Here is a 25,921-nt window from a genome sequence, read left to right on the forward strand (position 1 = left end):
GGTTGCGGGGGCGTGAGCCGCATGGATGCGGCGACCGAGCTTACATGGACGTACTTGCAGCGGCCCCCGCAACCGGACCCGCCCCGCCTACCCACAGGAAGCCAGCTTTTGATGTTGCTTCGGCTCTTGCCGTGGACGTGGCCTCTGCGGGTGCAGGGCGCAGCCCTGCCGATAAACCCCCTCCTGCGACGGTTCGTCGCACGGGCAACCCTGGACCCGGCTCTACACTAGCGGGGTGACCCGCCTGTCCCGCCCGCAGCGCCTTCTGCTCCAGCTCGCCGTCCTGGCGACGCTGTTGATGGTGCTTGCGCCACTGGTCAGCCGCGCGCTGCAGGCGCAGCCGATGGAGCATGCCGCGATGGCAGGCATGGACCACGCCGCCGTGGGCCATGACATGCACGGCATGGCCATGGCCGGGCACGATCAGCACGGCGCCGCGCCGGCCGCGCCCAGCCGCCCGCCCGACCCCCACGCCATGCACGGCGAAGCCTGCGAATACTGCGTGCTGGCCATGCGCCTGCTGCCGTGGCTGGCGGTGCTGGTGCTGCTGTTGCCGCTGCTGTGGCGGCCGCGCCTGGTGTTCCCGTGGTCGCAACAGGTGCTGCCGGCGCTGCGTTGGCCGGCGCATGCCGCGCGCGGGCCGCCGCGCCTCTCCTTCGTCCGCTGATATCCCTATCGAATCTGCCGCACGACGCCTGACCGGGCGCCGTGCGCGCGTGCGTACTTTGGAGCTGTTCCGATGAAAATGACTTCCCGCCCCGCGGGCGCCTGCGCGCGCCTGCCGGTTGCCCTTGGCCTGGCCGTGGCCGCGTCACTGGCCCACGCTGCGCCTGCCGAAGAGGCACGTACCCTCGACACGATGGTGGTCACCGCCGCCGCACCGTCGTCCCCGCTGCACTGGGTGACCGACCCGCGCCTGCCGCGGCAGCCGGTGCCGGCCAGCGACGGTGCCGATTACCTGAAGACCGTCCCCGGCTTCTCCGCCATCCGCAACGGCGGCACCAACGGCGACCCGGTGCTGCGCGGCATGTTCGGTTCGCGCCTGAACATCCTCAGCAACGATGGCAACCTGATCGGTGCCTGCCCGTCGCGCATGGACAATCCGCTGTCCTACATCGCGCCGGAAAGCTTCGACCGGCTGACCATCATCAAGGGCCCGCAGAGCGTGCGCTGGGGGGCGGGCGCGTCGGCCGGCACCGTGCGTTTCGAGCGCGATACGCCGCGCTTCGAGGAGCCGGGCCTGCGTGCCGATGCCAGTGCGCTGGTCGGTTCGCGCAACCGCAACGACCAGGTGCTGGACCTGACCTTGGGTAACCCGACAGGCTACGTACGCGCCAGCGGCAACCGTTCCGAAGCCGATGACTACAAGGACGGCCACGGTGACGTGGTGCCGTCGAAGTGGCGCAAGTGGAACGGTGACGTAGCCATCGGCTGGACGCCGGATGCCGACACGCTGCTGGAAATTTCCGCCGGTGCCGGTGATGCGATCGCGCGTTACGCGGGCCGTGGCATGGACGGTGCCGCGTTCGAACGCACCAGCTACGCGGCGCGTTTCGAGAAGCGCAACCTGCCGGGGGCATGGGACACGTTGCAGGCCAACGTGTACTACAACAACGCCGACCATGTGATGGACAACTACACGCTGCGCACGCCGAACCCGAACAGCATGATGCCGATGCCGATGGCGTCGAACGTGGATCGCCGTACCCAGGGCGGCCGGGTCAGTTCCGAGTGGCGCTGGCAGGATGTGCAGCTGGTGGCGGGTATGGATGGCGAAGACAGCCGCCATCGTGGCCGCATGGGCATGGGCCGCGACACCTACCGCCAGGCCGCCTGGGAAACCGATGCCAACTTCCGCCGCTATGGCGTGTTCACCGAGTTGACCCTCGGCGCCGGCACCGACCAGCGCTGGATCAGCGGCCTGCGCATCGACCGCGCCAGCGTCCGCGATGAGCGGCAGTCGGTGCGCGGGATGATGGGCAACCGGCCGAACCCGACCGCTGGCCTGCAGCGCAAGGAATGGCTTGGCAGCGGCTTCCTGCGCTACGAGCAGGACCTGGCCGATGGCCTGACCTGGTACGCCGGCCTCGGCCACAGTGAACGCATGCCCGACTACTGGGAGCTGTTCTCGCCCAACCACGGCCCGGCCGGTGCGGTGAACGCGTTCACCGGCGTGCAGCCCGAGCGCACCACCCAGCTTGATGTGGGCATGCAATACAAGGGGCCCCGTGTGCAGGCGTGGGTGTCGGCGTACGCCGGGCAGATCCAGGACTACATCCTGTTCACCTACCACGGCAGCGGCATGATGGGCATGAGCCAGGCCCGCAACGTCGATGCCCGCATTGCCGGTGCCGAGGCGGGCCTGGAAGTGAGCGTGGCCGAGCAGTGGAAGCTGGGCGGCACGCTGGCCTATGCCTGGGGCGAGAACCGCGACCAGCATCGCCCGCTGCCGCAGATGCCACCACTGGAAGCACGCCTGAGCGCGAACTGGGAAGGCCAGCGCTGGAGTGCCGGTGCGCTGCTGCGCGCGGTGACCCACCAGCATCGTGTCGCAAATGGCCAAGGCAATGTGGTCGCGCAGGACCTGGGGCCGAGTGCCGGCTTCGCCACCTTCGCGCTCAACGCTGCTTACCGCTTCAGTTCGCAGCTGCAGCTCAGCGCGGGCGTCGACAACCTGTTCGACCGTGCCTACAGCGAGCACCTGAATCTGGCCGGCAGCGCCGACTTCGGTTTTCCGGCTGACCCGGTGCGCATCAACGAGCCGGGCCGCAGCCTGTGGATGAAGGTGAACTACCGGTACTGATCCGCCGGGTGTAAAAAAAAACCGGGGCCGGATCCCCGCCAGGATCCGCCCCCGCCCGACGCCCTCTGCCGGGCAGCTTCGACTCTACGATGGCAACGCCTGCGGTGCACGGCTGGATACACCTCGACACATGCCGACACCGCTGCGGTCAGCCTTGCACGGAACGGGTTCACGGCGCTATCGCGACGCCGGTTCCACGCCAGTAAACGCTTGGCACATATCGCTTCTGTGGGCGCTTGCCTACACTCGGCGGCCGTGGATCACTCAGGACCGTTCATGTTGGCTCGCATCGCTTCGACCCTGGCCCTTGGCCTCAGCCTGGCCGTGCTGGCCGGGTGCGCGGGCAAACAGGAGGCCGCCGCCCGTCGGCAGGGAGAAGCGGTGCCGGTCACCGCGCAGGTCGTGCAGTCCACGCAGTGGAACGACACGCTGCAGGCACTGGGTACGGCCAAGGCGCGCGAATCGATCAGCGTCACCGCCAAGGTCAGCGAGATCGTCGAGAAGGTGCACTTCGAAAGCGGCCAGCATGTTGCCGCCGGTGCGCCGATCGTGACCCTGCGCGGGCAGGCCCAGGAGGCCGCGCTGGTGCAGGCGCAGGCCACCTTCCATGAGGCCGACCAGCTGTACAAGCGCCAGCGCGAGCTGGCCACGCAGCGGCTGGTGTCCAGCGCCACGCTGGATACGCAGAAGTCGATCCGCGATGCCGCCGAGGCGCGTGTGGCGCAGATGCAGTCGGACATCGGTGACCGCCGCGTGCGTGCACCGTTCGCCGGTGTGCTCGGCATCCGCCAGGTCAGCCCGGGCACGTTGCTGACGCCGACCACGGTGATCGCCACGCTCGACGACATCGAACACATGCACATCGATTTCCAGGTGCCGGAAGTGGAACTGGCCGCGCTCGGCGTCGGTGACAAGGTCAGTGCCACCAGCGTGGCGTGGCCAGGCCGTACCTTCGAGGGCGTGGTCAGCACCGTCGACGCACGCATCGATCCGGCTACCCGTGCGGTGACCGTACGGGCCGACTTCGCCAACGGCGACCATGCCCTGCGCCCGGGCATGCTGCTGGACGTGCGCCTGTTCCACCCCGAGCGCCCGGCGCTGGTGATTCCGGAAATCGCCGTGGTGCAGGTCGGTCGCGATACCTTCGTGTACCGCATCACCGCCGACGACAGCGTCGAGCGCGTGGATGTGGTCACCGGCGCGCGCCGTGCCGGCGTGGTCGAGATCAGGCAGGGCCTGGAAGCGGGCCAGCGCATCGTGGTCGATGGCACCGGCAAGCTGCGCCCGGGCCTGAAGGTCGCGGCCAAGGACGCGGCACCGGTCACGGGTGCGAAGCCGGCTGATGCACCGGCGCCGGTCGCGGCCGAGGGCCACGGCGGATGAAGCTGTCCGACATCTCCATCCAGCGGCCGGTGTTCGCCGTGGTGATGAGCCTGTTGCTGCTGGTGCTGGGCGTGATGTCCTTCACCCGCCTGACCCTGCGCGAACTGCCCGCCATCGATCCGCCGATCGTTTCGGTATCAGTGGATTACACCGGCGCTTCGGCCGCGGTCATCGAAAGCCGCATCACCCAGGTGCTGGAAGATGCGCTGGCCGGCATCGAAGGCATCGATACGATCAACGCGCGCAGCACCAACGGCCGCTCGCAGGTCAGCATCGAGTTCACCTCCAACCGCGATATCGAAGCGGCGGCCAACGATGTGCGCGATGCGGTCAGCCGCGTCGCCGACCGCATGCCGGAAGAGGCGCGGCCGCCGGAAATCGCCAAGGTCGAGAGCGATGCCGACCCGATCATCTGGTTCAACATGGTCTCCTCGACCATGGACACGCTGGAGCTGAGCGACTACGCCGACCGCTACGTGGTCGATCGTTTCTCCAGCCTCGACGGCGTGGCCCAGGTCCGCATCGGCGGCCGCCAGCGCTATGCGATGCGGATCTGGCTGGACCGTGACCAGCTGGCGGCGCGCGGACTGACCACCGGCGACGTGGAAACCGCGCTGCGCAACGAGAACGTGGAACTGCCGGCCGGCCGCATCGAGTCGACCGACCGCGATTTCACCCTGCGCGTGGAGCGCAACTACATCAAGCCCGAAGACTTCGCGACCATCCCGCTGGGCAAGGGTCGTGACGGTTACGTGGTGCGCATGGGCGATGTGGCGAAGATCGAGCTGGCCTCGGCCGAGCGCCGCGCGTACTACCGCAGCAACGGCGAGCCGGGCATCGGCCTGGGCATCGTCAAGACCTCCACCGCCAACTCGCTGGACGTGGCGCGTACTGCGCGCGCTGAAGCCGAACGGGTCGCGCTGACCCTGCCCAAGGGCACGCAGATCTTCGTTGCCTTCGACAACACCACCTTCATCGAAGCCGCGGTGGACCGCGTCTACGCCACGCTGGTGGAGGCGATGATCCTGGTGCTGGCAGTGATCTGGCTGTTCCTCGGCAGCTTCCGCGCTGCGTTGATTCCGGCGGTGACGGTGCCGGTCTGCCTGGTCGCGGCATTCATCGCGCTGTATGCGTTCGACTTCTCGATCAACCTGCTGACCCTGCTTGCCCTGGTGCTGTGCATCGGCCTGGTGGTGGACGATGCGATCGTGGTGGTGGAGAACGTGCAGCGCCGCATCGACCTGGGCGAACCCCCGCTGGTGGCGTCCAAGCGCGGTACTGCGCAGGTCGCCTTCGCGGTGATCGCCACCACCGCGGTGCTGGTGGCGGTGTTCCTGCCGGTCGGGTTCCTGGAAGGCAATACCGGGCGCCTGTTCCGCGAACTGGCAGTGGCGCTGGCGGCGGCGGTGGCGTTGTCCGCCTTTGTGGCGCTGACGCTGACGCCGATGATGGCCTCCAAATTGCTCAAGCCGCATACCGGGCAGGCACCGCGTGGCCTGCATGGCTTCATCAACCGCAACCTGGAACGCCTGGCCGGGGCCTATGGGCGGGTGCTCGACCACCACGTGGACCGCACCTGGATCTACCTGCTGGTGATGGTGGCCGCACTGGCCGCCAGCTGGGGCCTGCTCAAGCTGCTGCCGTCGGAACTGGCGCCGGCCGAAGACCGCGGTTCGTTCCAGATCATGATCGATGGCCCGGAAGGCGCCGGCTACGACTACACCGTGCAGCAGGTGCAGCAGGTGGAATCGATGCTGGCACCGCATGTTGGCCCGGACAAACCGATCGTGCGCGCCAATCCACGCGTGCCCGGTGGTTGGGGTGCCAGCGAGGAAATGCACACCGGCCGCGTCAGCATCTTCCTGCAGCCGTGGCGCCAGCGCAGCGAAGGCACGCCGGAAGTGGCCAACGAACTGCAGAAGGAACTGGACACCATCCGCGGCGTGCGCGTGCGTACGCAGGTGGGCGGTGGCCTGGTGCGCAGCGGCGGGCAGCCGTTCCAGATCGTGCTGGGCGGCCCGGAATATGCCGAGATCGCGCAGTGGCGCGACCGTATCCTGCTGCGCATGGCCGACAACCCCGGCCTGGTCGGCCCGGACTCGGATTACAAGGAAACGCGGCCGCAGATGCGGGTCAACATCGACCGCCAGCGTGCGGCCGACCTCGGCGTGCCGGTCACCGCGATCGGTTCGGCACTGGAAACCATGATGGGCTCGCGCCGCGTCACCACCTTCGTCGACAACGGCGAAGAGTACGACGTGCTGGTCCAGGCCGGTCGCGATGGCCGTGCCAGCCCGGCCGACCTTGCCGCGATCCGTGTGCGCGCCACCTCCGGCGAGCTGGTGCCGCTGTCCAACCTGGTCACGCTCAGCGAAGTGGCCGAGGCCGGCACCCTGAACCGCTTCAACCGCCTGCGCTCGATCACCATCAATGCCGGCCTTGCGCCGGGCTATCCGCTGGGCGAGGCGATTGCCTGGGCGCAGCAGGTCACGCGCGAAGAGCTGCCGCAGTACGCGCAGGTGAACTGGAAGGGCGAATCGCGCGAATACCAGAGTGCCGGCGGCGCGGTGCTGCTGACCTTCGCCATGGCGCTGCTGGTGGTGTACCTGGTGCTGGCCGCACAGTTCGAGAGCTTCATCCACCCGCTCACCATCATGCTGACCGTGCCGCTGGGCGTGCTCGGTGCGCTGGTCGGGTTGTGGGTGAGTGGCGGTACCGTGAACCTGTTCAGCCAGATCGGTATCGTCATGCTGGTCGGCCTGGCGGCGAAGAACGGCATCCTCATCGTCGAATTCGCCAACCAGCTGCGTGACGACGGAAGAACCGTGCGCGAGGCGATCATCGAATCGGCGATGGTGCGCCTGCGCCCGATCCTGATGACCTCGATCGCCACCGTGGTCGGTGCGGTCCCGCTGGTGGTGGCCGGTGGCCCCGGTTCGGCCAGCCGTGGCACCATCGGCATCGTGATCATCTTCGGTGTGACCCTCTCGACGTTCCTGTCGCTGTTCGTGGTGCCGGCGTTCTACGCGCGGCTGGCGCCCTACACCCGCTCGCCGGAAGCGGTGAAGCGTGAACTGGAGAAGCAGGAAGCGGAATCGCCGTCGGTGGGTGGTCATGCCTGATCCGACCACCGTGCTGCGAGGCGACGGCTTCCAACTGCGCCCCTGGCGCCCGGATGATCTGGAATCGCTGCTGCGCCATGCCAACGACGCCGAGGTATCGCGGGGCCTGCGCGATCGCTTCCCGTACCCGTACACGCGCGAGGATGGCGAGGCCTTCCTCGCCGGTCGCGTGCTGGCCCCTGGCACCCTGAACCTGGCCATCGAGATCGACGGCCAGGCCTGCGGCAGCGTCGGGGCCCAGCAGGGCAGTGCCGAGCGCGGGCACATGGCGGAACTGGGCTACTGGCTGGGCCAGGCCTACTGGGGCCAGGGGCTGATGACCCGGGTGGTCGGCCTGTTCGCACCCTGGGTGATGGACGAGCTGCGCCTGTTCAGGCTGCAGGCCGGGGTGGTCGATTTCAACCTCGGCTCGGCCCGGGTGCTGGAAAAGAACGGCTTCCAGGAAGAAGGCGTGGACCGCTGCGCGGTCTACAAGCGCGGCGTGCTGCACGACCTGCGCCGCTTCGCCCGGGTGCGCACGCAGCTGCCCTGAACACGCGGGCCGGCCGCGGTAGAGCCGAGGCCGTGCCCGGCCGCCGTCATCACCACCCCGAGCATGGGCTCGGCTCTACAACACAGCGCTACCGCAGCGGCCTTCGATCAGGGAGAATCGACCGGTCCCTTCCAGCCGACGGGACGTCCTTACAACCCGCCGACTGGAGAGAGCGCGCGTGGAAGCTACCGTACATTTCATCAACAGCATCATCTGGAGCAAGGCACTGATCTTCGTGTGCCTGGGCGCCGGCCTGTTCTTCAGCCTGCGCACGCGCTTCATGCAGATCCGCGGCTTCCTCGAGATGTGCCGCCTCACCGTCAAGGGTGAGAAATCCGACGCCGGTGTGTCGTCCTTCCAGGCCCTGGCCATGTCGATGGCCGGGCGCATGGGTATCGGCAACATCGCCGGCGTGGCCACCGCCATCGCCTTCGGCGGCCCCGGTGCGATCTTCTGGATGTGGGTGATGGGCTTCCTCGGCGCATCCACCTCGTACGTGGAATGTACGCTGGCACAGATCTACAAGACCAAGGACGCCGAAGGCCGTTACCGTGGTGGCCCGGCGTACTACATCGAAAAGGCCATGGGCCTGAAGTGGTACGCGCTGGCCTTCGCCATCGCCACGATCATTGCCGCCGGCTTCCTGATGCCCGGCGTGCAGGCCAATGCCATCGCCGACAGCATCATCAACGCCTGCCGTGGCACCGCACTGTGCGGCCCGCTCGATGGCCAGGCCTTCGGCATGGAGTCGGTGCAGGCGCTGAAGCTGGGCATCGGCATCGTGGTGGCGCTGCTGCTGGGCGTGGTGATCTTCGGTGGCGTCAAGCGCATCGCCAACTTCGCCGAAGTGGTGGTGCCGTTCATGGCGGCAGCCTTCATCCTGACCGCCATCGTCATCATGATCATCAACTACGATCGCGTGCCGGAGATGTTCGGCATCATCTTCAGCAGCGCCTTCGGCACCCACGCCGCGTTCGGCGCGATGATGGGCCTGGCGGTGGAGTGGGGCATCAAGCGCGGCATCTACGCCAACGAAGCCGGCCAGGGCTCGGGCCCACACGCGGCAGCCGCCTCGGAAGTCTCGCACCCGGCCAAGCAGGGCTACGTGCAGGCCTTCGCCATCTACTTCGACACCATGATGGTGTGCACCGCCACCGCGTTCCTGATCCTGGCCAGCGGCACCTACAACGTGTACTCGCCGGCAGGTGCCGGCGCCCCGCCGATCTTCCAGGGCCTGGCCGGCATTCCGGAAGGCGCGGGCTATGCCCAGGCGGGTGTGGAAGCCGTGCTGCCGGGCTGGGGCTCGGCGTTCGTGTCCATCGCCATCTTCTTCTTCGCCTTCACCACCATCATGGCGTACTACTACATGGCCGAGACCAATCTCAGCTATGTGAACCACAACAAGAAGCGTCCGCTGACCGTGCTGGTGCTGCGCCTGGGCATCATCGGCATGGTGGTGTTCGGCGCGTTCCATAATGCAACCCTGGCCTGGGCGCTGGGTGACATCGGCGTGGGCCTGATGGCCTGGCTGAACATCATTGCCATCCTCATCATCCAGAAGCCGGCCATGCTGGCCCTGCGTGATTACGAACGACAGAAGAAGCTGGGCCTCGATCCGATCTTCGACCCCGATGCCCTGGGCATCAAGAACGCCGATTTCTGGCGTCAACGCAAGCTGGAGTTGTCCCGTAGTGAATGATCCCTGGAAGAACGCCCGCCGCCCGTCGTCGCGACCGCCGCGGGCCACCCCGCTGCCACCGCGTGAGGGCGGCACCCCGCCACCGCCGGGGCGGGGCAATGACGAACTGCGCCTGTATGGCTGGAACGCCGTGCAGGCCCTGTTCGCCAAGCGCCCGCAGGCGCTGCGCAAGCTGTACCTGGTGGACGCGCTGATTCCGCGCATGCAGCCGGTGTTGAAGTGGTGCGTGGCCAACCGTGTGGGCTACCGCGTGGTGGAGGAGGGCGACCTCAACAAACTGGCCGCTACCACGCACCACGAAGGCCTGGTGGCCGACGTGCTGCGCGCGCCTGTCGTACCGCTGGCGCAGTGGCTGGAGGATCTGGGCGAAGGCCCGGCGTTGGCGCTGTGGCTGGACGGTGTCGGCAATCCGCACAACTTCGGTGCGATCCTGCGCTCGGCCGCGCACTTCGGCGTCAAGGCGCTGCTGCTGCCGGCTGGCAGCACGCTGGCGCTGTCCGGTGCCGCTGCGCGCGTGGCCGAAGGTGGTGCGGAGTCGGTGCCGCTGGTGCAGTTGCCGGAGACCGCCCAGGCGATGGCGCAGCTGCGTGCGGCCGGCTTCGGGCTGGCTGCGACCCTCGTTGATGGTGGCGACGACGTGTTCCGTGCGTCGCTGCCGGAACGGTTGGTGTACGTGATGGGCGCCGAAGGCGAGGGCATGGACCGCGGCCTGGCCAGTCAGTGTGACCAGCAGCTGTCGATTCCCGGCAGCGGCGCGGTGGAAAGCCTGAACGTGGCCTCGGCCACGGCCGTGTTGCTGGCGCAGTGGGCGAGCCGCCGCCACGGCTGATCCCGTCGTGCTGATGCTGTGTTGATCTCCTGACCCGGCCCTCGCGGCCGGGTTTTCTTTTGCGCGGCGCAAGAGCGCAAACAATGCACGCGCAGCAAACTGGGTCATCTGCGTCAGCTTACGTTGCTTCAAACACGCTTGATGGGTACGCAAGCGATTTTAGTATTTGTCTCATTGCTGGGCCGTTTCCCGCGCCGCACGGTGGAGTTCCTTCCAACGTCGTACAGGAGTGGTTCCATGCATCGAATCCAACGCCGCACACGTCGCACTTGCCTGGTGCTGGCACTCGCTGCGCTTGCCGCACCATCGCTACAGGCCGCGGAACGCAGTCTGGATGGCGTCAATTTCACGGGACCGCTGATCACTCCCAATCCCGCCGGCCTGCCGCAGGGCAACTGGTACATCGAGCCCTATCTGGTGCGGGTCGACAGCCGCGACCACTACGACAACAACGGTGATCGTCGCCGCAGTGCCGAGCACAGTGGCGCCTGGGCCACGGTGGTGCCGATCATCTATGGTTTCAGTGACCGGGTGATGGGCCAGGTCAATCTCAGCGCCTCGCGCTCCGAATCCGGCAGTGCGCGCAGCAGCGGCTTCCGCGCCGGTGACACCACCGCGCGCCTGCAGTACCTGCTGCAGGCGCCGAATGCCGATGGCACCCGGCCGGCCATCTCGGTCGCGCTTGTGCAGCGCTTCAGTACCGGCAGCCACGATCGCATCACCGGCAATCCGTTGGATGCGCAGGGTGACGGCGTGCAGCGCACCACCGCAGCGCTGGGCGTGCAGCAGGTGGTGTGGCTGGGCAATGACCGCCCCGTGCGCTGGCGCGCACAGCTCAGCGCCGGGCCGGCACCGTCGCGCACTGCCATTTCCGGCACCAGCGTGTACGGCACCGATGACAGCTTCCAGGGGCACATTTCGCGCGGCTCGGTACTGGGCCTGTCGGTAGGCGCCGAGTACAGCTTCAATTCGCGCTGGGTGGGGGTGATGGAAATGGCCGCCAGCCGTGAGACCGGCCAGCGTCTGAGCGGCTTCGCACGCAACGGCAGTGGTGCGATCGAGCGGATTGAAGAGCACCGTCCGGCCAGCCGCAACGTCAGCCTGGCGCCGGCGGTGGAGTATCACTTCAGCCCGTCGCTGGGCCTGATCGCCGGCGTCGAATTCACCGTGGCCGGGCGCAACACCGGCCGCATCATCAGCCCCCAGGTCGCCCTGGGCATGTTCTTCTGAGGGGCTGCCGATGAACATCGAATCCATCGTCAACACCATCCTCGGCATCGTCTGGAGCCCGTACCTGGTGGTGCTCTGCCTGCTCGCCGGCCTGTACTTCAGCGTGCGCACCCGCTTCATCCAGTTGCGCGCGCTGCCGGAGATGCTGCGCCTGATGTTCCGGCACGAGCGCTCCGAAGCCGGTGTGTCACCGTTCCAGGCCCTGTCGCTGTCGTTGTCCAGCCGCGTCGGCGTCGGCAACATCGCCGGCGTTGCCATGGCCATCGCCTTTGGTGGCCCGGGCGCGATCTTCTGGATGTGGATCGTCGCCTTCCTCGGCGCCTCCAGCGCCTTCATCGAATCCACGCTGGCACAGATCTACAAGGACCGCGATGCCAAGGGCCAGTACCGCGGTGGCCCCGCGTACTACATCGAAAAAGGCCTGGGCCAGCGCTGGTATGCAGTGCTGTTTGCGCTGGTCACCGTGCTGGCCGGTGCGATGCTGGCCGGTACCCAGTCCAATGCGATCACCAGCGCGGTGAACGAAGCCTGGGACGTGCCGGTGATGACCACCACGGCGGTTCTGCTGGTGGTGCTGGGCGCGATCCTGATCGGCGGTGTGCGCCGCATCGCGCGGGTTGCCGAGTGGGTGGTGCCGTTGATGGCTGTGGCGTATCTGCTGGTGGCGGCACTGGTGATGGTGCTCAATGCAGAGAAAGTGCCGGAGGTGATCATGCTGGTGCTGCGCAGTGCATTCGGTGTGGATGCAGCGTTCGGTGCAATGATCGGCACCGCCATCCAGTGGGGCGTGCGCCGTGGTGTGCTGTCCAACGAGGCCGGCATGGGCAGCGGTGCGCATCCGGCCGCTGCCGCCGAAGTCACTCATCCGGTCAAGCAGGGCCTGGTGCAGTCGTTCTCGGTCTACATCGACACGATGGTGGTGTGCAGTGCTACCGCGTTCCTGATTCTGTCCACGGGCCTGTACAACGTCTACGACCCGGCTGTGAACGGCATTCCGGATGAGGCGCGCCTGCTGCTGGGCAATCTGCCTGGCGTCGAAGCCGGGCCGCGCTTCGTGCAGCACGCGGTGGAGTCCGCGCTGCCGGGCTTCGGCCGCTCGTTCGTGGCGCTGGCGATCCTGCCGTTCGCGTTCACCACCATCCTGGCGCTGTACTACATGGCCGAGACCAATATCAGCTACCTGTGCCGTGATCGTCCCGCGCCGTGGGTGATGGGCGGGTTCCAGCTGCTGTTCCTGGCCGCGACCGGCTACTCAGCGGTGAACAGTGCAACGATCGCGTGGTCGCTGGGCGACATCGGCGTCGGCCTGATGAGCTGGCTGAACATCATCGCCATCCTGCTGCTGCAGAAGCCAGCGCTGGCGGCGCTGCGCGACTACGAACAGCATCGCCAGGCGGGCAAGGATCCGCTGTTCAACCCGAAGCTGCTGGGTGTGCGCAACACCAGCGTGTGGGAGGGCTGACAGGATCGGGGCAGATCCCTCGCCACGGCGAGGGCTCTGACCCACGCCATCGCCCGGTGGGTGCGCCATTACTCGGTGGATGCGCCCTTACCCGGTGGGTGCGCCCTTACCCGGTGGGTGCGAACCTTGGTTCGCACCGCTCTCGACGCTGCGTTCGCCGGGCATGGCCCGGCGCTACCGCATCATTCGTTCGGCGGCGTGGTCGCCTTGGCCTCGCTGCCGAAGCTGCCATCGGCTTCCGCTGCCAGGTACGCGAACACGGTGTACGCGGCCACGTTCTGCGCCAGCGCCTTCGGGTCGATCTTGTCCAGCGTGTCGTCGGCGGTGTGGTGCAGGTGGAAGTAGTCCGAGCCGTCCTGCGCCAGCCATGCCCACGCGCCACCCTTGGCGGCCAACGGGCCGACGTCCGGGCCCGGGCCACCCTTGTCGGCCTGGTACTCGATGCCCAGCGGCTTCATCACTTCGGCAATCTGCTTCGTCGCTTCGCGCGAGCCTTCCGGGTTCGGCGAACCGGTATTGAAGGCATAGATGCGGCCGGCACCGAAGTCACTCTCGGCCGCCAGCTGGTGCAGGGCCACGTCCTTGGCATGCGCCTCGGCGTAGGCCTTGCCGCCATACAGGCCCTGTTCTTCGTTGGCGAACGCGATCACGCGGATGGTGCGCTTCGGCGCCTGCTTGAGCTGGCCGATCAGATGGCCCGCAGCCATGGTGATGCCCACGCCTGCGCCGTCATCCACCGCGCCGGTGCCCAGATCCCATGAATCCAGGTGACCGCCGATCACCACCACTTCCTTCGGCAGGCTGCGGCCGGTGATCTCACCGATCACGTTGTACGAGGTGGCGGTGCCGTCCCAACCGCAGTCCAGCGCCACCTTCACCGTGGTGCTGCCACGTGCCAGCAGGCGGGCCAGCTGGTCGGCGTCGGGCACCGACAGCGCTGCCGACGGCACCGGGGTCAGGCCGTCGTCGAAGCGGGTGATGCCGGTGTGCGGCACGCGATGCGAGTCGGTACCGGCCGAGCGCATCAGGAAACCGACCGCGCCCTTGCGAATTGCTTCGGACGGGCCCTTGCTGCGGATCGCGCCACCACGGCCATAGTCGCGGCCATCACGGAACGGCAGCATCTGGTAATCGACGAACGCGATCTTGCCCTTCAGCGAACCGGCCGGTGCGGCCTGCAGTGCGGCCAGGTCGGCGAAGCGGACCACTTCGGCTTCAACGGTGCCGCCCGGGCTGCCACCCAGCGCCGTGATCTGCAGCGGCTGCGGGTTCCTGCCGGTCACCGCGGCGTGTTCACTGCGGCGCTCCCACTTCGGGAACGTCACCGGTTCCTTCCAGACCTTGTCGAAGCCGAGCGACTTGAACTTGGCTTCGGCCCAGGCCACGGCGCGGGCGTCGGCCTCGCTGCCAGCGATGCGCGGGCCGATTTCGGTGGTGAGCGATTCAACCACTTTCCAGCCGGTGTCATCGGCCAGCGCCTGGTCGCGCAGCTGCGCAGCGGTGGACAGCGACGCCGGGGGCAGGGTGGTGGTGTGCGGCGCCGCGAAGGCCGGGGCGGCCAGCAGGGCGAGGGAGGATGCGATGGCAAGGACGCGGCGACGCATGGACAGCTCCGGGAAGGGACCAAGCCTTGGAGCTTAACAGTCGTTCAGCCCGGCGCATGGGCGGGAGGTCATGGCTGGCGCGAACGCTGTTTTCCGCCATGACCGGCAAAGCGAAAGCCCCGCCAGGGCGGGGCTTTCACATGCTTATGTAGAGTCGAGCCATGCTCGACTGCTTCATTTCGCCCAGTCGAGCATGGCTCGACTCTACAGATGGGTGGGGCGCCAGTCGGCGCCCAGCACCCTTACTTCTTCAGGCTGTCGCGGATCTCGCGCAGCAGCACCACTTCCTCGGCCGGTGCGGCCGGGGCGGCTTCCTGCTTGCGCGACAGGCGGTTGATCGTCTTGACCACCAGGAAGATGGCGAAGGCCACGATCACGAACTGGATCAGCGTATTGATGAAGTCGCCATAGCCGATCACCACGGCCGGGATTTCCTTGCCGTCGGCACCGATGCTGGCCGGTGACAACGTCCAGGCCAGCTGCGAGAAATCCACCTTGCCGATCAGCATGCCCAGCGGCGGCATGATGATCTTCTCGACCAGTGCGGTCACGATCTTGCCGAAGGCCGCGCCGATCACCACGCCGACGGCGAGGTCGATGACGTTGCCGCGCATCGCGAATTCCTTGAACTCGGTGAGCATTCCCATTGTTGTTTTTCTCCGGTGGGGGAAGTGGACAGCGCGCAGGGTAGCGCAGGTGATGTCAGCCGGCGATCACGCCGTGGCGCTCGGCCACGTTTTCCAGGCGGGCACTGAAGCGGTCGCCGGGCTTCAGCGCGGCCACTCCGGACGGGGTACCCATGAACACCAGGTCGCCGGCACGCAGCTGCCACAGCTTGGACAGCTCATGCAGAATCTCCGGCACGTTCCAGATCATCTGGTCCAGCAGCGCCTGCTGGCGCACTTCGCCGTTGACCTCCAGCGACAGGTTCAGCGCGGCCAGGTCGCCCACTTCAGCGGCATGGACAATCTCGCTGATCGGTGCCGAGGCATCGAAGCCCTTGGCTGCATCCCACGGATGGCCCTTGTCCTTGGCGGCGGCCTGCAGGTCGCGGCGGGTCAGATCCAGTCCGACGGCATAGCCGTAGACCAGAGCATCGGCATCGGCCACGGCCAGTTCGCCGGCTGGCGCATCACGGCCGATCGCCACCACCAGCTCCACTTCGTGGTGCAGGTTGGCGGTTGCCGGGGGATAGGGGATGGCATCGTCGTGGCCGACCACGATCGCATCGGCCGGCTTGCTGAAGAACATCGGACGGCCGCGATCGTCGGCCGCCGGCACTGCTGCGCCCATTTCGCGGGCATGGTCGGCGAAGTTGCGGCCGACGCAGTAGATACGGTGCACGGGGAAGCTGCCGCCACCGGCTACCGGCACACGCGGCAGGGCTACGGCAGGGATCACATCGGAGACATCGGACATGCGGGCATCCAGGAAGGGCGTGCCCGCAGTCTAGAACGCATGGCGCCCGCCGTCAGCGGGCGCGGAGGCCGTGGATCAACGCGAGGCCGGCAGCACCGGCTTGCGCACCACGCGGTACTCGCCTTCGACCACGGTCGGATCGACCGGACGGGCAACGCCCGGCTTGCGCGAGGCCAGCAGCTTCCACGCCAGGCCGACCAGGATCATTGCCGCACCGACGAATACGCCGATGAACACCATCGCGGCCAGGATCGCCAGGCCAAGCAGGCCCACGGCCACGCGCACCAGCGGGTGACGCGGCTTGCGCGGCGCGAACAGGGTGCGGAACTGGTTGAAGGCGGATGCGCGATTGAACATGGCGGCTCGATAGGCTGGGATCAGCGAAACCAGAGTATCGGGAGGTGCCACTGTCATTGAGTGAAAAACTCGTTAAATATAGCCTGTGCTTATTACGAATCAATGACTTGTGTTCATGTTGCAGCCAGTCACCTGAGCGGGCGTGCGACAATGCGCGTTTACTGTCCGAGCCTTCGCCATGACTGCCGCCGCTGCCCTGATCGCCCTTGATGCCATTGCCGATGGCGCGTTTGCCGAGGTCGAAGCGGTGGTTGATGGCGATGCCGAATCGCTGGTGCTGTACCGCGACGGCGCGCAGGTGCGTGCGTTCCTGAACATCTGCCCGCACGCCGGCCGTCGCCTGGACTGGGCGCCGGGCCAGTTCCTGAAGAGCCGCGAAGGCCACCTGGTGTGCGCCGCCCACGGCGCCTCGTTCGCGCTGGACAGCGGCGACTGCATCGCCGGCCCCTGCAAGGGCGACCGCCTGCGCGCCGTGCCGGTGGATGTGCGCGACGGGCAAATCTACCTGGCCTGACCTATCGGTGTGCGGACCAACGGTCCGCACCCACCGGATCAACAGATATCCAGAGATCCATCCACGCATGGCGTGGATCTACCGTGTCGACCAAGGTCGACACCTACCAAAGCGGTGCACGACGCCGTTCCGACAGATCGCAGAAATCTGTCGAAGGCGGGGTGGGTCCGGTTGCGGGGGCGTGAGCCGCATGGGCCCGAGGCATGCCTCGGGCGGGTTGGGCAGGACGCCCAACCCCGGTCTTGCCGTGTGCGCAGGAAAGCGCACACGAACAAGCGGCGACCGAGCTTACATGGGTGAGGGCGCTTTGCTTGCGAAGCACTGCTTCGCAAGCGCCCGAACGCACAGCCGCCAGCGGCTGGGCCGGGCCCCGGAGGGGGACTTGCAGCGTCCCCCGCAACCGGACCCACCCCGCCATCCCACGAAATGCACGCTTTTGCCGTTGCCGTTGCTTCGGCCTCTGCGGGTGCAGGGCGCAGCCCTGCCAACAAACCCAACCCTCAGAACATCAGGTTGATCATCAGCACCACCACGCAGGTGTAGATCAGCGACAGCGGGCCGCCGACCCGCCACATCTCGCGCGGGGTGTAGTTGGCCGGGCCGGTGATCATCGAAATCACCGGGTTGGAGGCCGTCATCAGGTTGTTGGACGCCGACAGCGCCACGATCAGCGCGAACGCCGTCGGGTTGCCGCCCGCCGCCAGCGCAAGGTTCACCGCAATGGGCACCATCACGATGGTGGCGCCCACATGGCTGATCACCAGCGAGAACGCCGTGGTCAGCAGCGCCAGCGCCACCTCCAGCACCCACACCGGGATGCCGGTGGGCAGCTTGTCGATGGTATGGCCGGCCACCCATGCCGCCGCGCCACTGGAATCCATCGCCCAGCCGAGCGGGATCAGCCCGGCCATCATGAACACCGTTTTCCAGTTGATCGAGGCGTAGGCTTCGTCCATGCGCAGCACGCCGGTCAGTAGCATGCCGGCCACGCCGGTCATCAGCGTCAGTGCCACCGGCAGCTTGCTGGTCAGCGCGATCAGGATGGTCAAGGCGAAGATCGCCATCGCGATCTTGAACTTGTGCGGGCGCTGCTCGCCGGTCGGGTAGTCGGTCACCACCACGAAGTCACGGCTGCGGGCGGCCTGCGCCAGGTCGGTCCAGATGCTGTGGAAGACCAGCATATCGCCGGCGCGCAGCTGCACGTCGCGCACGTCCTCGCGGATCACCTGCTTGTCGCGGTTGATCGCCAGCAGGCTGATGCCGCGCTCCTTGCGCAGGCGCAGATCGGCCGCGCTCTTGCCGATCACGTTCGAGGTCGGCGGCACCACCGCTTCGGAAATACCGGCACGGCTCGGGTTGAACAGGTCGCCCAGGTGCTTCAGTCGCGAAGACATGCGCAGGAACTGGTTCTGCGCGAAATCGTTGATCTGCTCACGCGGGCCCATCGCGCCGAGCACGCTGCCGACCCAGATGCGCATCTCCGCCGGTGGTGCCAGGCGGGTGTCATTGCCGGTTTTCAGGGCCAGCAGCAGCGGGGCATCGTGCAGGTTCTCGGCCTCGCCCAGGGTCATGCCCACCAGCGGGCTTTCGGCACTGACCACCAGCTCGAACACATCGCCTTCGATGCCATAGGTCTTGGCGAAGTAGCTCTCGGTGCGCGCGGGCGTGACCCCGTCGTTGACCAGGTTCTCTTCTTCGATCAGCTTGCGGTCGCCGTAGTAGCGGAAATACAGCAGCGAAGCGATGAGCAGCGCCACGCCGATCGGCAGCGGCGCGAACATGCGCAGCGGCTCGATCGTGGCCAGGCCGGAAGGCAGGTTGTTGTTGGCCGAGGCCAGCAGATCGTTCAGCAGGATCAACGGTGAATTGCCGACCATGGTCAGCGCACCACCCATCACGATTGCCGCCGAAATGGGCAGCAGCAGGCGCTGCAGGGTCAACCCGGTGCGCGCTGCCAGTCGCGAGGCGACCGGCAGGTACAGCGCCATCACCGACGGGTTCTGCATGAAAGAGGAATTCAGGCCGGCAATGGCCGTGGTCATCATCAGCAGCCGCTGCTCGACGCCATGGCCGCGCCGCAGCAGCCACGCGGCCAGCCGGTTCAGCGCCCCGGTGCGGTCCAGGCCCGCACCGAGGATGGTGGTGGCGATGATGCTCATCACCGCGTTACCGGAGAAGCCGCCGAAGATTTCCTCCGGCGCGATCAGCCCGGTGACACCGAGCACCACCAGGACCACCAGCGCGACCACGTCGGCGCGGATGCGCTCGAACAGGAACATCGCCATCGTGAAGCCGACCAGCCCGAGCACGAGCTTCATGTCGTTGGTCAGCGTCAGCGCGGTATCCATGTGGGGCGCGGTGTCCTCAGGCGATCGTCAGGTGCGGTCGTACAGCAGGTCCCAGACGCCGTGGCCGAGCTTCTGGCCGCGGGTCTCGAAGTGCGTCTGCGGCCGCCAGTCCGGGCGCGGCACGCTGCCACGCGGGCCGGCGCGGTTGACCAGGCCAGCGGTGGCGTCGAGCACGTCCCACATCTGCTCGGCGTAGTCTTCCCAGTCGGTGGCGCAGTGCAGGCGGCCGCCCGGGCGCAGCTTGCGCACCAGCAGCTCGGCAAATGCAGGCTGCAGCAGGCGGCGCTTGTTGTGGCGCTTCTTGTGCCACGGGTCCGGGAAGTAGATGCGCACTTCATCCAGCGCGCCATCGGCGATCTCGTTCTGCAGCACTTCCACCGCATCGTGGTGGTACAGGCGCACATGGTCGGCGTTGTCGTCGGCCAGCGCGTTCAGCAGCCGGCCCACGCCGGGCGCGTGCACCTCGATGCCGATGTAGTCACGCGACGGATCATGCTGGGCGGCGAAGCGCAGCGCGGCACCGTTGCCGAAGCCGATTTCCAGCACCTTGTGCGCCGGGCGGCCGAAGGTGGCGTCCAGATCACGCGGCTGGCCGTTGTAGTCGATGCCGAAGCGCGGCCAGCGTTCGTCGAACGCGCGCTGCTGGGCAGGCGTGAAGCGGCCCTGGCGCAACACGAAGCTGCGCACCTCGCGGCGGCCCTCGCTCACGGTGAAGGGCTTGGGCGGGGCCTTGGAACCGGCGCTGTCGAAGGGATTGGTCATCAGCCGATCAACCCATCCACCGGGGAGGAGGCGCTGGCGTAGCGCTTGCGCGGGATGCGCCCGGCCAGGAAGGCCTCGCGGCCGGCCTCGACCGCCTTGCGCATGGCGCTGGCCATCAGCACCGGGCTGCGCGCACCGGCAATGGCGGTGTTCATCAGCACGCCGTCGCAGCCCAGCTCCATCGCGATCGCCGCATCCGACGCGGTGCCCACGCCGGCGTCGACGATGATCGGCACCTTGGCGTCTTCGATGATCTGCAGCAGGTTGTACTTGTTCTGGATGCCCAGGCCCGAACCGATCGGCGCGGCCAGCGGCATCACCGCAGCGCAGCCGATCTCTTCCAGGCGCTTGGCCAGGATCGGGTCGTCGGAGGTGTAGACCATCACCTCGAAGCCGTCCTTGACCAGCTGTTCGGCGGCCTTGAGGGTCTGCACCACGTCCGGGTACAGCGACTTCTGGTCGCCCAGCACTTCCAGCTTGGTCAGGTTGTGGCCGTCCAGCAGTTCGCGCGCCAGCCGGCAGGTGCGCACCGCGTCTTCGGCGGTGTAGCAGCCGGCGGTGTTGGGCAGGATGGTGTAGCGCTCCGGCGGCAGCACGTCGAGCAGGTTCGGCTCGCCCGGGTTCTGCCCGATGTTGGTGCGGCGGATGGCCACGGTGACGATCTGGGCGCCTGCAGCCTCGGTGGCCAGGCGGGTTTCTTCCAGATCCTTGAACTTGCCGGTGCCGGTGAGCAGCCGCGAGCCATAGGTCTTGCCGGCGATCACCAGCGAATCGGGGGAGACATGAACGTTCATGGCGCGATTATCGCTTATCCGCCTGAAGATGGGATCACGCAATGGCGTGCAGGCCGTGGATGGGTAGGGTTTGTGCCGGCCGCTGGCCGGCAGATGCAGGGTGCCTGACAACGTCGGATTGCCGGCCAGTGGCCGGCACTACCCGGGATGGCCTCAGCCCCCGCCCAGCGCGTGCACGATCTCCACCACGTCGCCTTCGGCCAGGAGATGCTCGCCATGGCGGCTGCGGCTGACGATCTCGCCGTTGACCTCCACCGCCACCCGGCGCTGCAGCAGCTGCTCGGCCTCAAGCAGGTCGTGGAGGGTCGCCGAGGCGGGCAGGGTGCGGGGTTCGCCGTTGAGCTGGATGTTCATCCCTGCATTGTCGCTGATAGCCCGTCGGGATCGGAACGTTTGTAATTTGAACCGGGCGCCAGCTCCGGCACAGCAGGGTTCGGCGTGGTCAGGCGACAATCCATGCGGCGGCGCAGCGTGAGCAAACGGCGGCGCGGTGAAACCATTGACCGTGCGCCGGCGTACGTGCGCCGGATTCCAACTTGTTTACCCCACAGGAGTTCCTAGATGCAGCTCAGCAAACACCCGATCCGCTCCCTCATGGCGGCTGCGATCGCACTGGCCGCGCTGCCGGCCATGGCAGGCGAAAATCCGTACTCCAAGGCGGTGTTCTTCGGTGACAGCCTCACCGACGCCGGCTACTTCCGCCCGCTGCTGCCCGAGGCCACGCAGGGGCTCTCCGGCCAGTTCACCACCAACCCGGGCTGGGTGTGGTCGCAGCAGGTCGCCAATTACTACGGCCTCAACAAGGACCCCAACGGCAACGGCCAGAACGGCGACAACTACGCTGTCGGCGGCGCCCGCGTGTCGGTCGAAGGCAGTGGTGCCCTCGGCGCGATCCCTTCGTTGAAGTCGCAGGCGGCCCGCTACCTGGCGGCAAACGGTGGCAAGGCTGACCGTAACGCCCTGTATACCGTCTGGGGTGGCGCAAACGACCTGTTTGCCGCCGCCGGCGCTGCCGGTGCGGGTGCGCCGCCGGCCCAGGTGCAGGGCATCATCGGTGCGGCGGTCACCGACCAGATCGCGCTGGTCGGTGCCCTGAAGCAGGCCGGTGCCCAGTACGTGCTGGTGCCGAACCTGCCGGACGTGGGCATCACCCCGCAGTTCCGCGGCCCCAATGCAGCAGCCGCCACCGCCATGTCGGTCGGCTACAACAAGGCGCTGTATGGCGGCCTGAAGCAGGCGGGCATCGAGTTCATTCCGCTCGATACCTTCAGCATCCTGCGTGAAGTGACCGCCAACCCGGGCATGTACGGCTTCACCAACGTCACCGGCACCGCCTGCAAGATCAACCCGGCCAACACCACGGGCAGCATCATCGGCTGCAACCCGACCACCTACGTCAGCCCCGATGCGTACCAGACCTATCTGTTCGCCGATGGCGTGCATCCCACCGTTACCGGTCACCAGCTGCTGGGCCAGTACGCCGTCTCGGTGCTGGAGGCTCCGCGCCTGCAGCAGGTGCTGAGCCACTCGGCACAGACCGTCGGCCGTTCGCGTGCCGACCAGGTCAGCAACCACCTCGGCGCCCGTCCGGCCGATGGCCTGTCGTGGTGGGGTGGCGTGCGCGGTGACCTGCAGCGCTATGACCACGCCGACCTGTACGACGGCGTGGCGCCGGCCGGCCTGTTTGGTGTCGACTGGGCACGCAACGGCGTGGTGGTCGGCGGCTTCGCCGGCTTCGGTCGCATGAGTGCCGACTTCGGCAACAGCCGTGGCGACTTCACCCAGAAGGACACCACCGCCGGCCTGTTCGCTGCCTGGTATGGCGACCGCGTCTGGGTCAACGGCCAGGTCAGCTACACCTGGTTGTCGTATGACGTGAACCGCAAGGTCCAGCTGGGCCCGGCTACCCGCGAACACGGTGGCTCGCCGGACGGCAGCAACCTGACCGCTGCACTGAATGCCGGTTACGAGTTCGGCACCGAAGGTGGCTTCCGCCACGGCCCGATCGCTGCGGTGATCTGGCAGAAGGTCAAGATCGACGGTTACAGCGAAAGCGCTGCTGCGGGCACGCTGGCCACCGCGCTGGGCTACGACCGCCAGAACGTCGACTCGACCGTCGGCCGCATCGGCTGGCAGGCCCGCTTCGATGGCGGCACCGTCAAGCCGTACGTGCAGGTGACCTACGACCACGAGTTCGAGGACACCAAGCAGGCCAGCGCGTGGCTGCAGACCCTGCCGGAACTGGGCAGCTACCGCGTGCCGGGCCTGGACTTCGACAAGAACTACGCCACTGCCGTACTGGGTGCGCGCATGGACCTGTTCGGCCTGCAGGGCAACGTTGGCCTGAGCACCACGGCCGCGCAGAAGCGTGCCCGTGACGCGACGATCTTCGCCACCGTGGGTGGCAGCTTCTGATGAATGCAACATCCCGGGCACCGCAAGGTGCCTGGGATGCCTGCACGGCAGCGCCGGGCCATGCCCGGCGGGTGCGGCGGCCACCATTGCGCAACACCGGCCGCTCCGCATAGACTTTCACCCGCAATGCGGGCGTAGCTCAATGGTAGAGCTGTAGCTTCCCAAGCTACTGACGTGGGTTCGATTCCCATCGCCCGCTCCATGTCTCCAGGGTGTTCACCCCAGGCAGACGCGGCGCAATCGTTGAACCACACCCCAGTCCAGCGTGTGGCAACGGCGCCGGAACCTCATTCTTCAATGCGTCGGGCTGTGGCTCTTCCGAACCACAGCCCGGGTGGCTTATGCGCCCGCTTGCGCAGCCGCGTCCTTGGCCGCGGCAGTGACGGAACTCCCGAAACCGGTATAGGTCGATCCGTTGCAGTGCAGGTATGCGCGGAAGACGACGCCATTCAACTCGGCGTTGTCAAAATAGCAGTGCGTACCGGTCTTGGATGATTTCTTCACAAGCCGCATTGCCATTGCGTTTGAATCGTCGACGCTGGAGCCAAGACCGGCAACGCTCCAGGACTGGCCCGGGCGGTTGCAGGTGTAGGGATACTTATAGCCATGCGCCGACCCATAGTAGTAGTCGACATTGCACCAGGCCTGCGTCGCCGCCAGGTTGATGGCCAGCTCAAGTACGTTCTGTCCCGCAGTGGTGGTCGTCATGCCATAGGCGGAAAGCGGTGTGGAACTGCATTCCGCTTTGATGCCAACACCCGGTGCCGGGATGCTGACATAGGGATCGCGTGCGAAGACACTGCAGACGGGTCCTTCCTCGGCGACGGCAAGGAAGCCATTGGCGTTGGCCGTCGCAGCATCGATATTGCTGCCAACGCCAGCGACCGTTCCATTCGTGCCGCAGCGCCGGATCACCACCCCTCCGCCGTTCGGCAGCATGTCCATGCCGGGGTCGCAGATGCCAGGCCCGATCGAAGCCCCCGCGGCTCTGGTGTAGTCACCTTCCGCGTTTGCGGCCATCGGGGCCTGGGTGGAAAGCAGTGCCAGCATCAGCGGAAAAGAAATCGCAGCCATTCAAAACCTCGAATCCATGAGTGAGTCGTGACGCTAGCAGAGGCGCCATTCTGGAAAACTGGAATTCGACCAATCCGCCAGTGCTGCAAGCCAGTGATCCGATTCAGAATGCCCACGTCTATGGAAATGTGCGGTAGTTCGCGCTGCGTCTCTGGCTGCGCGGCTGCCGCGGCGGGCTCCTGCAACCTCCGCTGTCTGCCGGGCCCGCTGGGTCGCAGGGTTCAGTTGGTGCTGGGCTTGGGGATGCTAAAAGATCGTTAACCCTTGCCTCCCATCGTCCGCTGCCCGGAGCGCGAATGATCCCCGCACTTTTGCCCCTCAGGCGTTGCTTTGATTTTTCAGGGCGATCCAACCGGAAGGAGTTCTGGTCGTACTCCCTGTCTGCTGCCCTTGTGGTGGCAGTGGGCTACACCTTGATGGACGGCGGATACTGGCTGACGGGCACCGTGCTGCTCGATGGGGAGGCCTTCGAGCCATTCCGGACGCTGGGGTGGGTCATGACGGTCTGCGCGGTCATCGTCCTCCTTCCGCCCATGCTGGCCCTGGCCGTTCGACGACTGCACGACATCGACGAGTCCGGCTGGTACGTCGTGATCGCCTTCATCCCGTTGGGTGTGTTCGTCCTCTTCCCGGTCATGCTTCTGCCGGGCAACGAGGAAGAGAATCGATTCGGCGGTGTTTCCGGCCTGCCGGGTGCCTGACTCAACGCCGGGCGAAGTCCACCAGGTCGGAAGGGTAGTGGGGGCAGGTGCGTAGCGTGGCGTCGTCACCGCCATACAGCACCACCAGCGCAGCCACTTCAAATGCCCAGTAGCCCCACGCGTTCGGCCCGATCAGGCGCCGGGTCCGCTTTTGAGCCTTTGGCGGCAGCAGGAAGAAATCGCGGTACTGCACCTGCAGGTAGCCGGCCAGCAGTGAAGGGTCGAACGCTTCACCGTCGCGCAGCGGCGCGAACAGCTCGGCGAACGGTCGCGGATGAAAGACCTCATCACTGGCTTCCACCAGGCCCAGCGCCGGCGCGCTGAGGTAGTCCAGCACGCGGTCGGTGTCGAAACAGAGCACCTTCTCCACCAGCGCCGGCAGGCGTTCCTGCGCATCCAGCAGCACGCCCAGTGACAACAGCTGCAGTGCGTATTCGTAGTGCTGCGTTGTACGCGATTGCAACGACGCAGCCAACGCGATGTCGTGGCCTTGCTGTTGCAGGCTGTCCCGGGCAAGGGCCAGCAAATGCGCATGCTCGAGCCAGAGATCTGCTACGTCGGCATGCATCTGCTGCAACGCCGTGGGGGCGAAGCCGCGGTCAACGCCTTTCAGCAGCAGGTTGCTGCCGGTCTGTGCAACCGTCTCCCAGCCGTAGGCATGCTCCAGGGCCGCATGTCCCTGCAGCGGTTCCTCCACAGATTCACCGCCATTGCGCGCATGGCGTGCAAGCAAGGCCATGCCTGCGTTCCAGTCCGCCTGCCAATCCGGCAGGCGAAGCGTGCGGCGCGGCTGGCCCGGGGCCTTGGCCAGTGCTCTCCATCGCGGCAGCATGTCCTGCAGCAGATTCCGGCGATTCACGGCAGTCATCGATT

The 25,921-nt window shown here is 66.9% G+C and carries 22 protein-coding genes and 1 tRNA gene; 13 read left to right on the forward strand and 10 right to left on the reverse strand.

Annotation, left to right across the window (positions count from 1 at the left end; all coding sequences use genetic code 11):
- The first annotated feature begins 235 nt into the window (after positions 1–235).
- From ABE423_RS02885 to ABE423_RS02925, 9 genes are all read left to right on the forward strand, one after another.
- Positions 236–667: a DUF2946 domain-containing protein gene (locus ABE423_RS02885; RefSeq protein WP_346484918.1), complete on the forward strand. Its 432-nt coding sequence runs from the start codon at positions 236–238 to the stop codon at positions 665–667.
- Positions 668–739: 72 nt separating this feature from the next.
- Positions 740–2,803: a TonB-dependent copper receptor gene (locus tag ABE423_RS02890; protein ID WP_032130215.1), complete on the forward strand. Its 2,064-nt coding sequence runs from the start codon at positions 740–742 to the stop codon at positions 2,801–2,803.
- Positions 2,804–3,079: 276 nt separating this feature from the next.
- Positions 3,080–4,186: an efflux RND transporter periplasmic adaptor subunit gene (locus ABE423_RS02895; RefSeq protein ID WP_253144035.1), complete on the forward strand. Its 1,107-nt coding sequence runs from the start codon at positions 3,080–3,082 to the stop codon at positions 4,184–4,186.
- Positions 4,183–7,308 (forward strand): efflux RND transporter permease subunit, encoded by a 3,126-nt coding sequence (locus ABE423_RS02900; RefSeq protein WP_346484921.1) that lies wholly within the window; start codon positions 4,183–4,185, stop codon positions 7,306–7,308. Before ABE423_RS02895 ends, ABE423_RS02900 begins: the two co-directional genes overlap by 4 nt.
- Positions 7,301–7,840, forward strand: a complete 540-nt coding sequence (locus ABE423_RS02905; RefSeq protein ID WP_107432154.1) for a GNAT family protein — start codon at positions 7,301–7,303, stop codon at positions 7,838–7,840. The genes ABE423_RS02900 and ABE423_RS02905 overlap by 8 nt, the downstream gene beginning before the upstream one ends.
- Positions 7,841–8,018: 178 nt before the next feature.
- Positions 8,019–9,539: an alanine/glycine:cation symporter family protein gene (locus ABE423_RS02910; protein WP_125892710.1), complete on the forward strand. Its 1,521-nt coding sequence runs from the start codon at positions 8,019–8,021 to the stop codon at positions 9,537–9,539.
- Positions 9,532–10,368 carry a TrmH family RNA methyltransferase gene (locus ABE423_RS02915; RefSeq protein ID WP_125892712.1) on the forward strand — a complete coding sequence of 279 codons (837 nt, stop codon included), beginning with the start codon at positions 9,532–9,534 and terminating at the stop codon, positions 10,366–10,368. The genes ABE423_RS02910 and ABE423_RS02915 overlap by 8 nt, the downstream gene beginning before the upstream one ends.
- A gap of 237 nt (positions 10,369–10,605) precedes the next feature.
- Positions 10,606–11,598 (forward strand): hypothetical protein, encoded by a 993-nt coding sequence (locus tag ABE423_RS02920; RefSeq protein WP_125892714.1) that lies wholly within the window; start codon positions 10,606–10,608, stop codon positions 11,596–11,598.
- Between the two features lie 10 nt (positions 11,599–11,608).
- Entirely contained in the window at positions 11,609–13,060 is a 1,452-nt protein-coding gene (locus ABE423_RS02925; protein WP_049399972.1) for an alanine/glycine:cation symporter family protein, read from the forward strand.
- A 182-nt stretch (positions 13,061–13,242) separates the two neighbouring features.
- On the opposite strand, the gene ABE423_RS02930 is transcribed toward ABE423_RS02925, so the two are convergent.
- The 4 genes from ABE423_RS02930 to ABE423_RS02945 form a co-directional block, all read right to left on the reverse strand.
- Complete coding sequence (locus ABE423_RS02930; RefSeq protein WP_049425124.1) at positions 13,243–14,664, reverse strand: M28 family peptidase; 1,422 nt, start codon at positions 14,662–14,664, stop codon at positions 13,243–13,245.
- A 242-nt stretch (positions 14,665–14,906) separates the two neighbouring features.
- On the reverse strand, positions 14,907–15,311 hold the full coding sequence (gene mscL / locus ABE423_RS02935) for a large-conductance mechanosensitive channel protein MscL (protein WP_032130206.1): 405 nt from the start codon (positions 15,309–15,311) through the stop codon (positions 14,907–14,909).
- 55 nt (positions 15,312–15,366) lie between these two features.
- The gene (locus ABE423_RS02940) at positions 15,367–16,083 is read right to left on the reverse strand and encodes a fumarylacetoacetate hydrolase family protein (protein WP_107432150.1); all 717 of its coding nucleotides are present in this window, start codon (positions 16,081–16,083) and stop codon (positions 15,367–15,369) included.
- A gap of 75 nt (positions 16,084–16,158) precedes the next feature.
- Positions 16,159–16,440 carry a hypothetical protein gene (locus ABE423_RS02945; protein WP_005410817.1) on the reverse strand — a complete coding sequence of 94 codons (282 nt, stop codon included), beginning with the start codon at positions 16,438–16,440 and terminating at the stop codon, positions 16,159–16,161.
- Between the two features lie 178 nt (positions 16,441–16,618).
- On the opposite strand from ABE423_RS02945, the gene ABE423_RS02950 reads away from it, so the two are divergent.
- The gene (locus tag ABE423_RS02950; RefSeq protein WP_049401603.1) at positions 16,619–16,954 is read left to right on the forward strand and encodes a Rieske (2Fe-2S) protein; all 336 of its coding nucleotides are present in this window, start codon (positions 16,619–16,621) and stop codon (positions 16,952–16,954) included.
- Positions 16,955–17,454: 500 nt separating this feature from the next.
- Here ABE423_RS02950 and ABE423_RS02955 read toward each other — a convergent pair whose 3' ends face one another.
- From ABE423_RS02955 to thiS, 4 genes are all read right to left on the reverse strand, one after another.
- Positions 17,455–19,302: an SLC13 family permease gene (locus ABE423_RS02955; protein ID WP_010481466.1), complete on the reverse strand. Its 1,848-nt coding sequence runs from the start codon at positions 19,300–19,302 to the stop codon at positions 17,455–17,457.
- A gap of 27 nt (positions 19,303–19,329) precedes the next feature.
- Entirely contained in the window at positions 19,330–20,064 is a 735-nt protein-coding gene (trmB, locus tag ABE423_RS02960; RefSeq protein ID WP_010481468.1) for a tRNA (guanosine(46)-N7)-methyltransferase TrmB, read from the reverse strand.
- Complete coding sequence (locus ABE423_RS02965; RefSeq protein ID WP_010481470.1) at positions 20,064–20,858, reverse strand: thiazole synthase; 795 nt, start codon at positions 20,856–20,858, stop codon at positions 20,064–20,066. The genes trmB and ABE423_RS02965 overlap by 1 nt, the downstream gene beginning before the upstream one ends.
- Positions 20,859–21,011: 153 nt before the next feature.
- A complete protein-coding gene (gene thiS, locus ABE423_RS02970; protein WP_049401605.1) occupies positions 21,012–21,212 on the reverse strand; it encodes a sulfur carrier protein ThiS in 201 nt (66 codons plus the stop codon).
- Positions 21,213–21,419: 207 nt separating this feature from the next.
- On the opposite strand from thiS, the gene ABE423_RS02975 reads away from it, so the two are divergent.
- Positions 21,420–23,273, forward strand: a complete 1,854-nt coding sequence (locus ABE423_RS02975) for an autotransporter domain-containing esterase (protein WP_032128836.1) — start codon at positions 21,420–21,422, stop codon at positions 23,271–23,273.
- Between the two features lie 128 nt (positions 23,274–23,401).
- A tRNA-Gly gene (locus tag ABE423_RS02980) sits at positions 23,402–23,475 on the forward strand.
- A 137-nt stretch (positions 23,476–23,612) separates the two neighbouring features.
- Here the strand turns inward: ABE423_RS02980 and ABE423_RS02985 are convergent.
- Positions 23,613–24,347, reverse strand: coding sequence for a hypothetical protein (locus tag ABE423_RS02985; RefSeq protein WP_125892726.1), 735 nt, complete (start codon positions 24,345–24,347; stop codon positions 23,613–23,615).
- Positions 24,348–24,643: 296 nt separating this feature from the next.
- Between ABE423_RS02985 and ABE423_RS02990 the strand changes: the two genes are divergently transcribed.
- Positions 24,644–25,048 carry a DUF805 domain-containing protein gene (locus ABE423_RS02990; protein ID WP_049425112.1) on the forward strand — a complete coding sequence of 135 codons (405 nt, stop codon included), beginning with the start codon at positions 24,644–24,646 and terminating at the stop codon, positions 25,046–25,048.
- 1 nt (position 25,049) lies between these two features.
- On the opposite strand, the gene ABE423_RS02995 is transcribed toward ABE423_RS02990, so the two are convergent.
- Complete coding sequence (locus tag ABE423_RS02995) at positions 25,050–25,907, reverse strand: PoNe immunity protein domain-containing protein (protein ID WP_346484929.1); 858 nt, start codon at positions 25,905–25,907, stop codon at positions 25,050–25,052.
- Between the last annotated feature and the right edge of the window lie 14 nt (positions 25,908–25,921).

Source organism: Stenotrophomonas sp. TWI1409 (assembly GCF_039673015.1).
In the GTDB taxonomy this organism is placed as follows: domain Bacteria; phylum Pseudomonadota; class Gammaproteobacteria; order Xanthomonadales; family Xanthomonadaceae; genus Stenotrophomonas; species Stenotrophomonas maltophilia_A.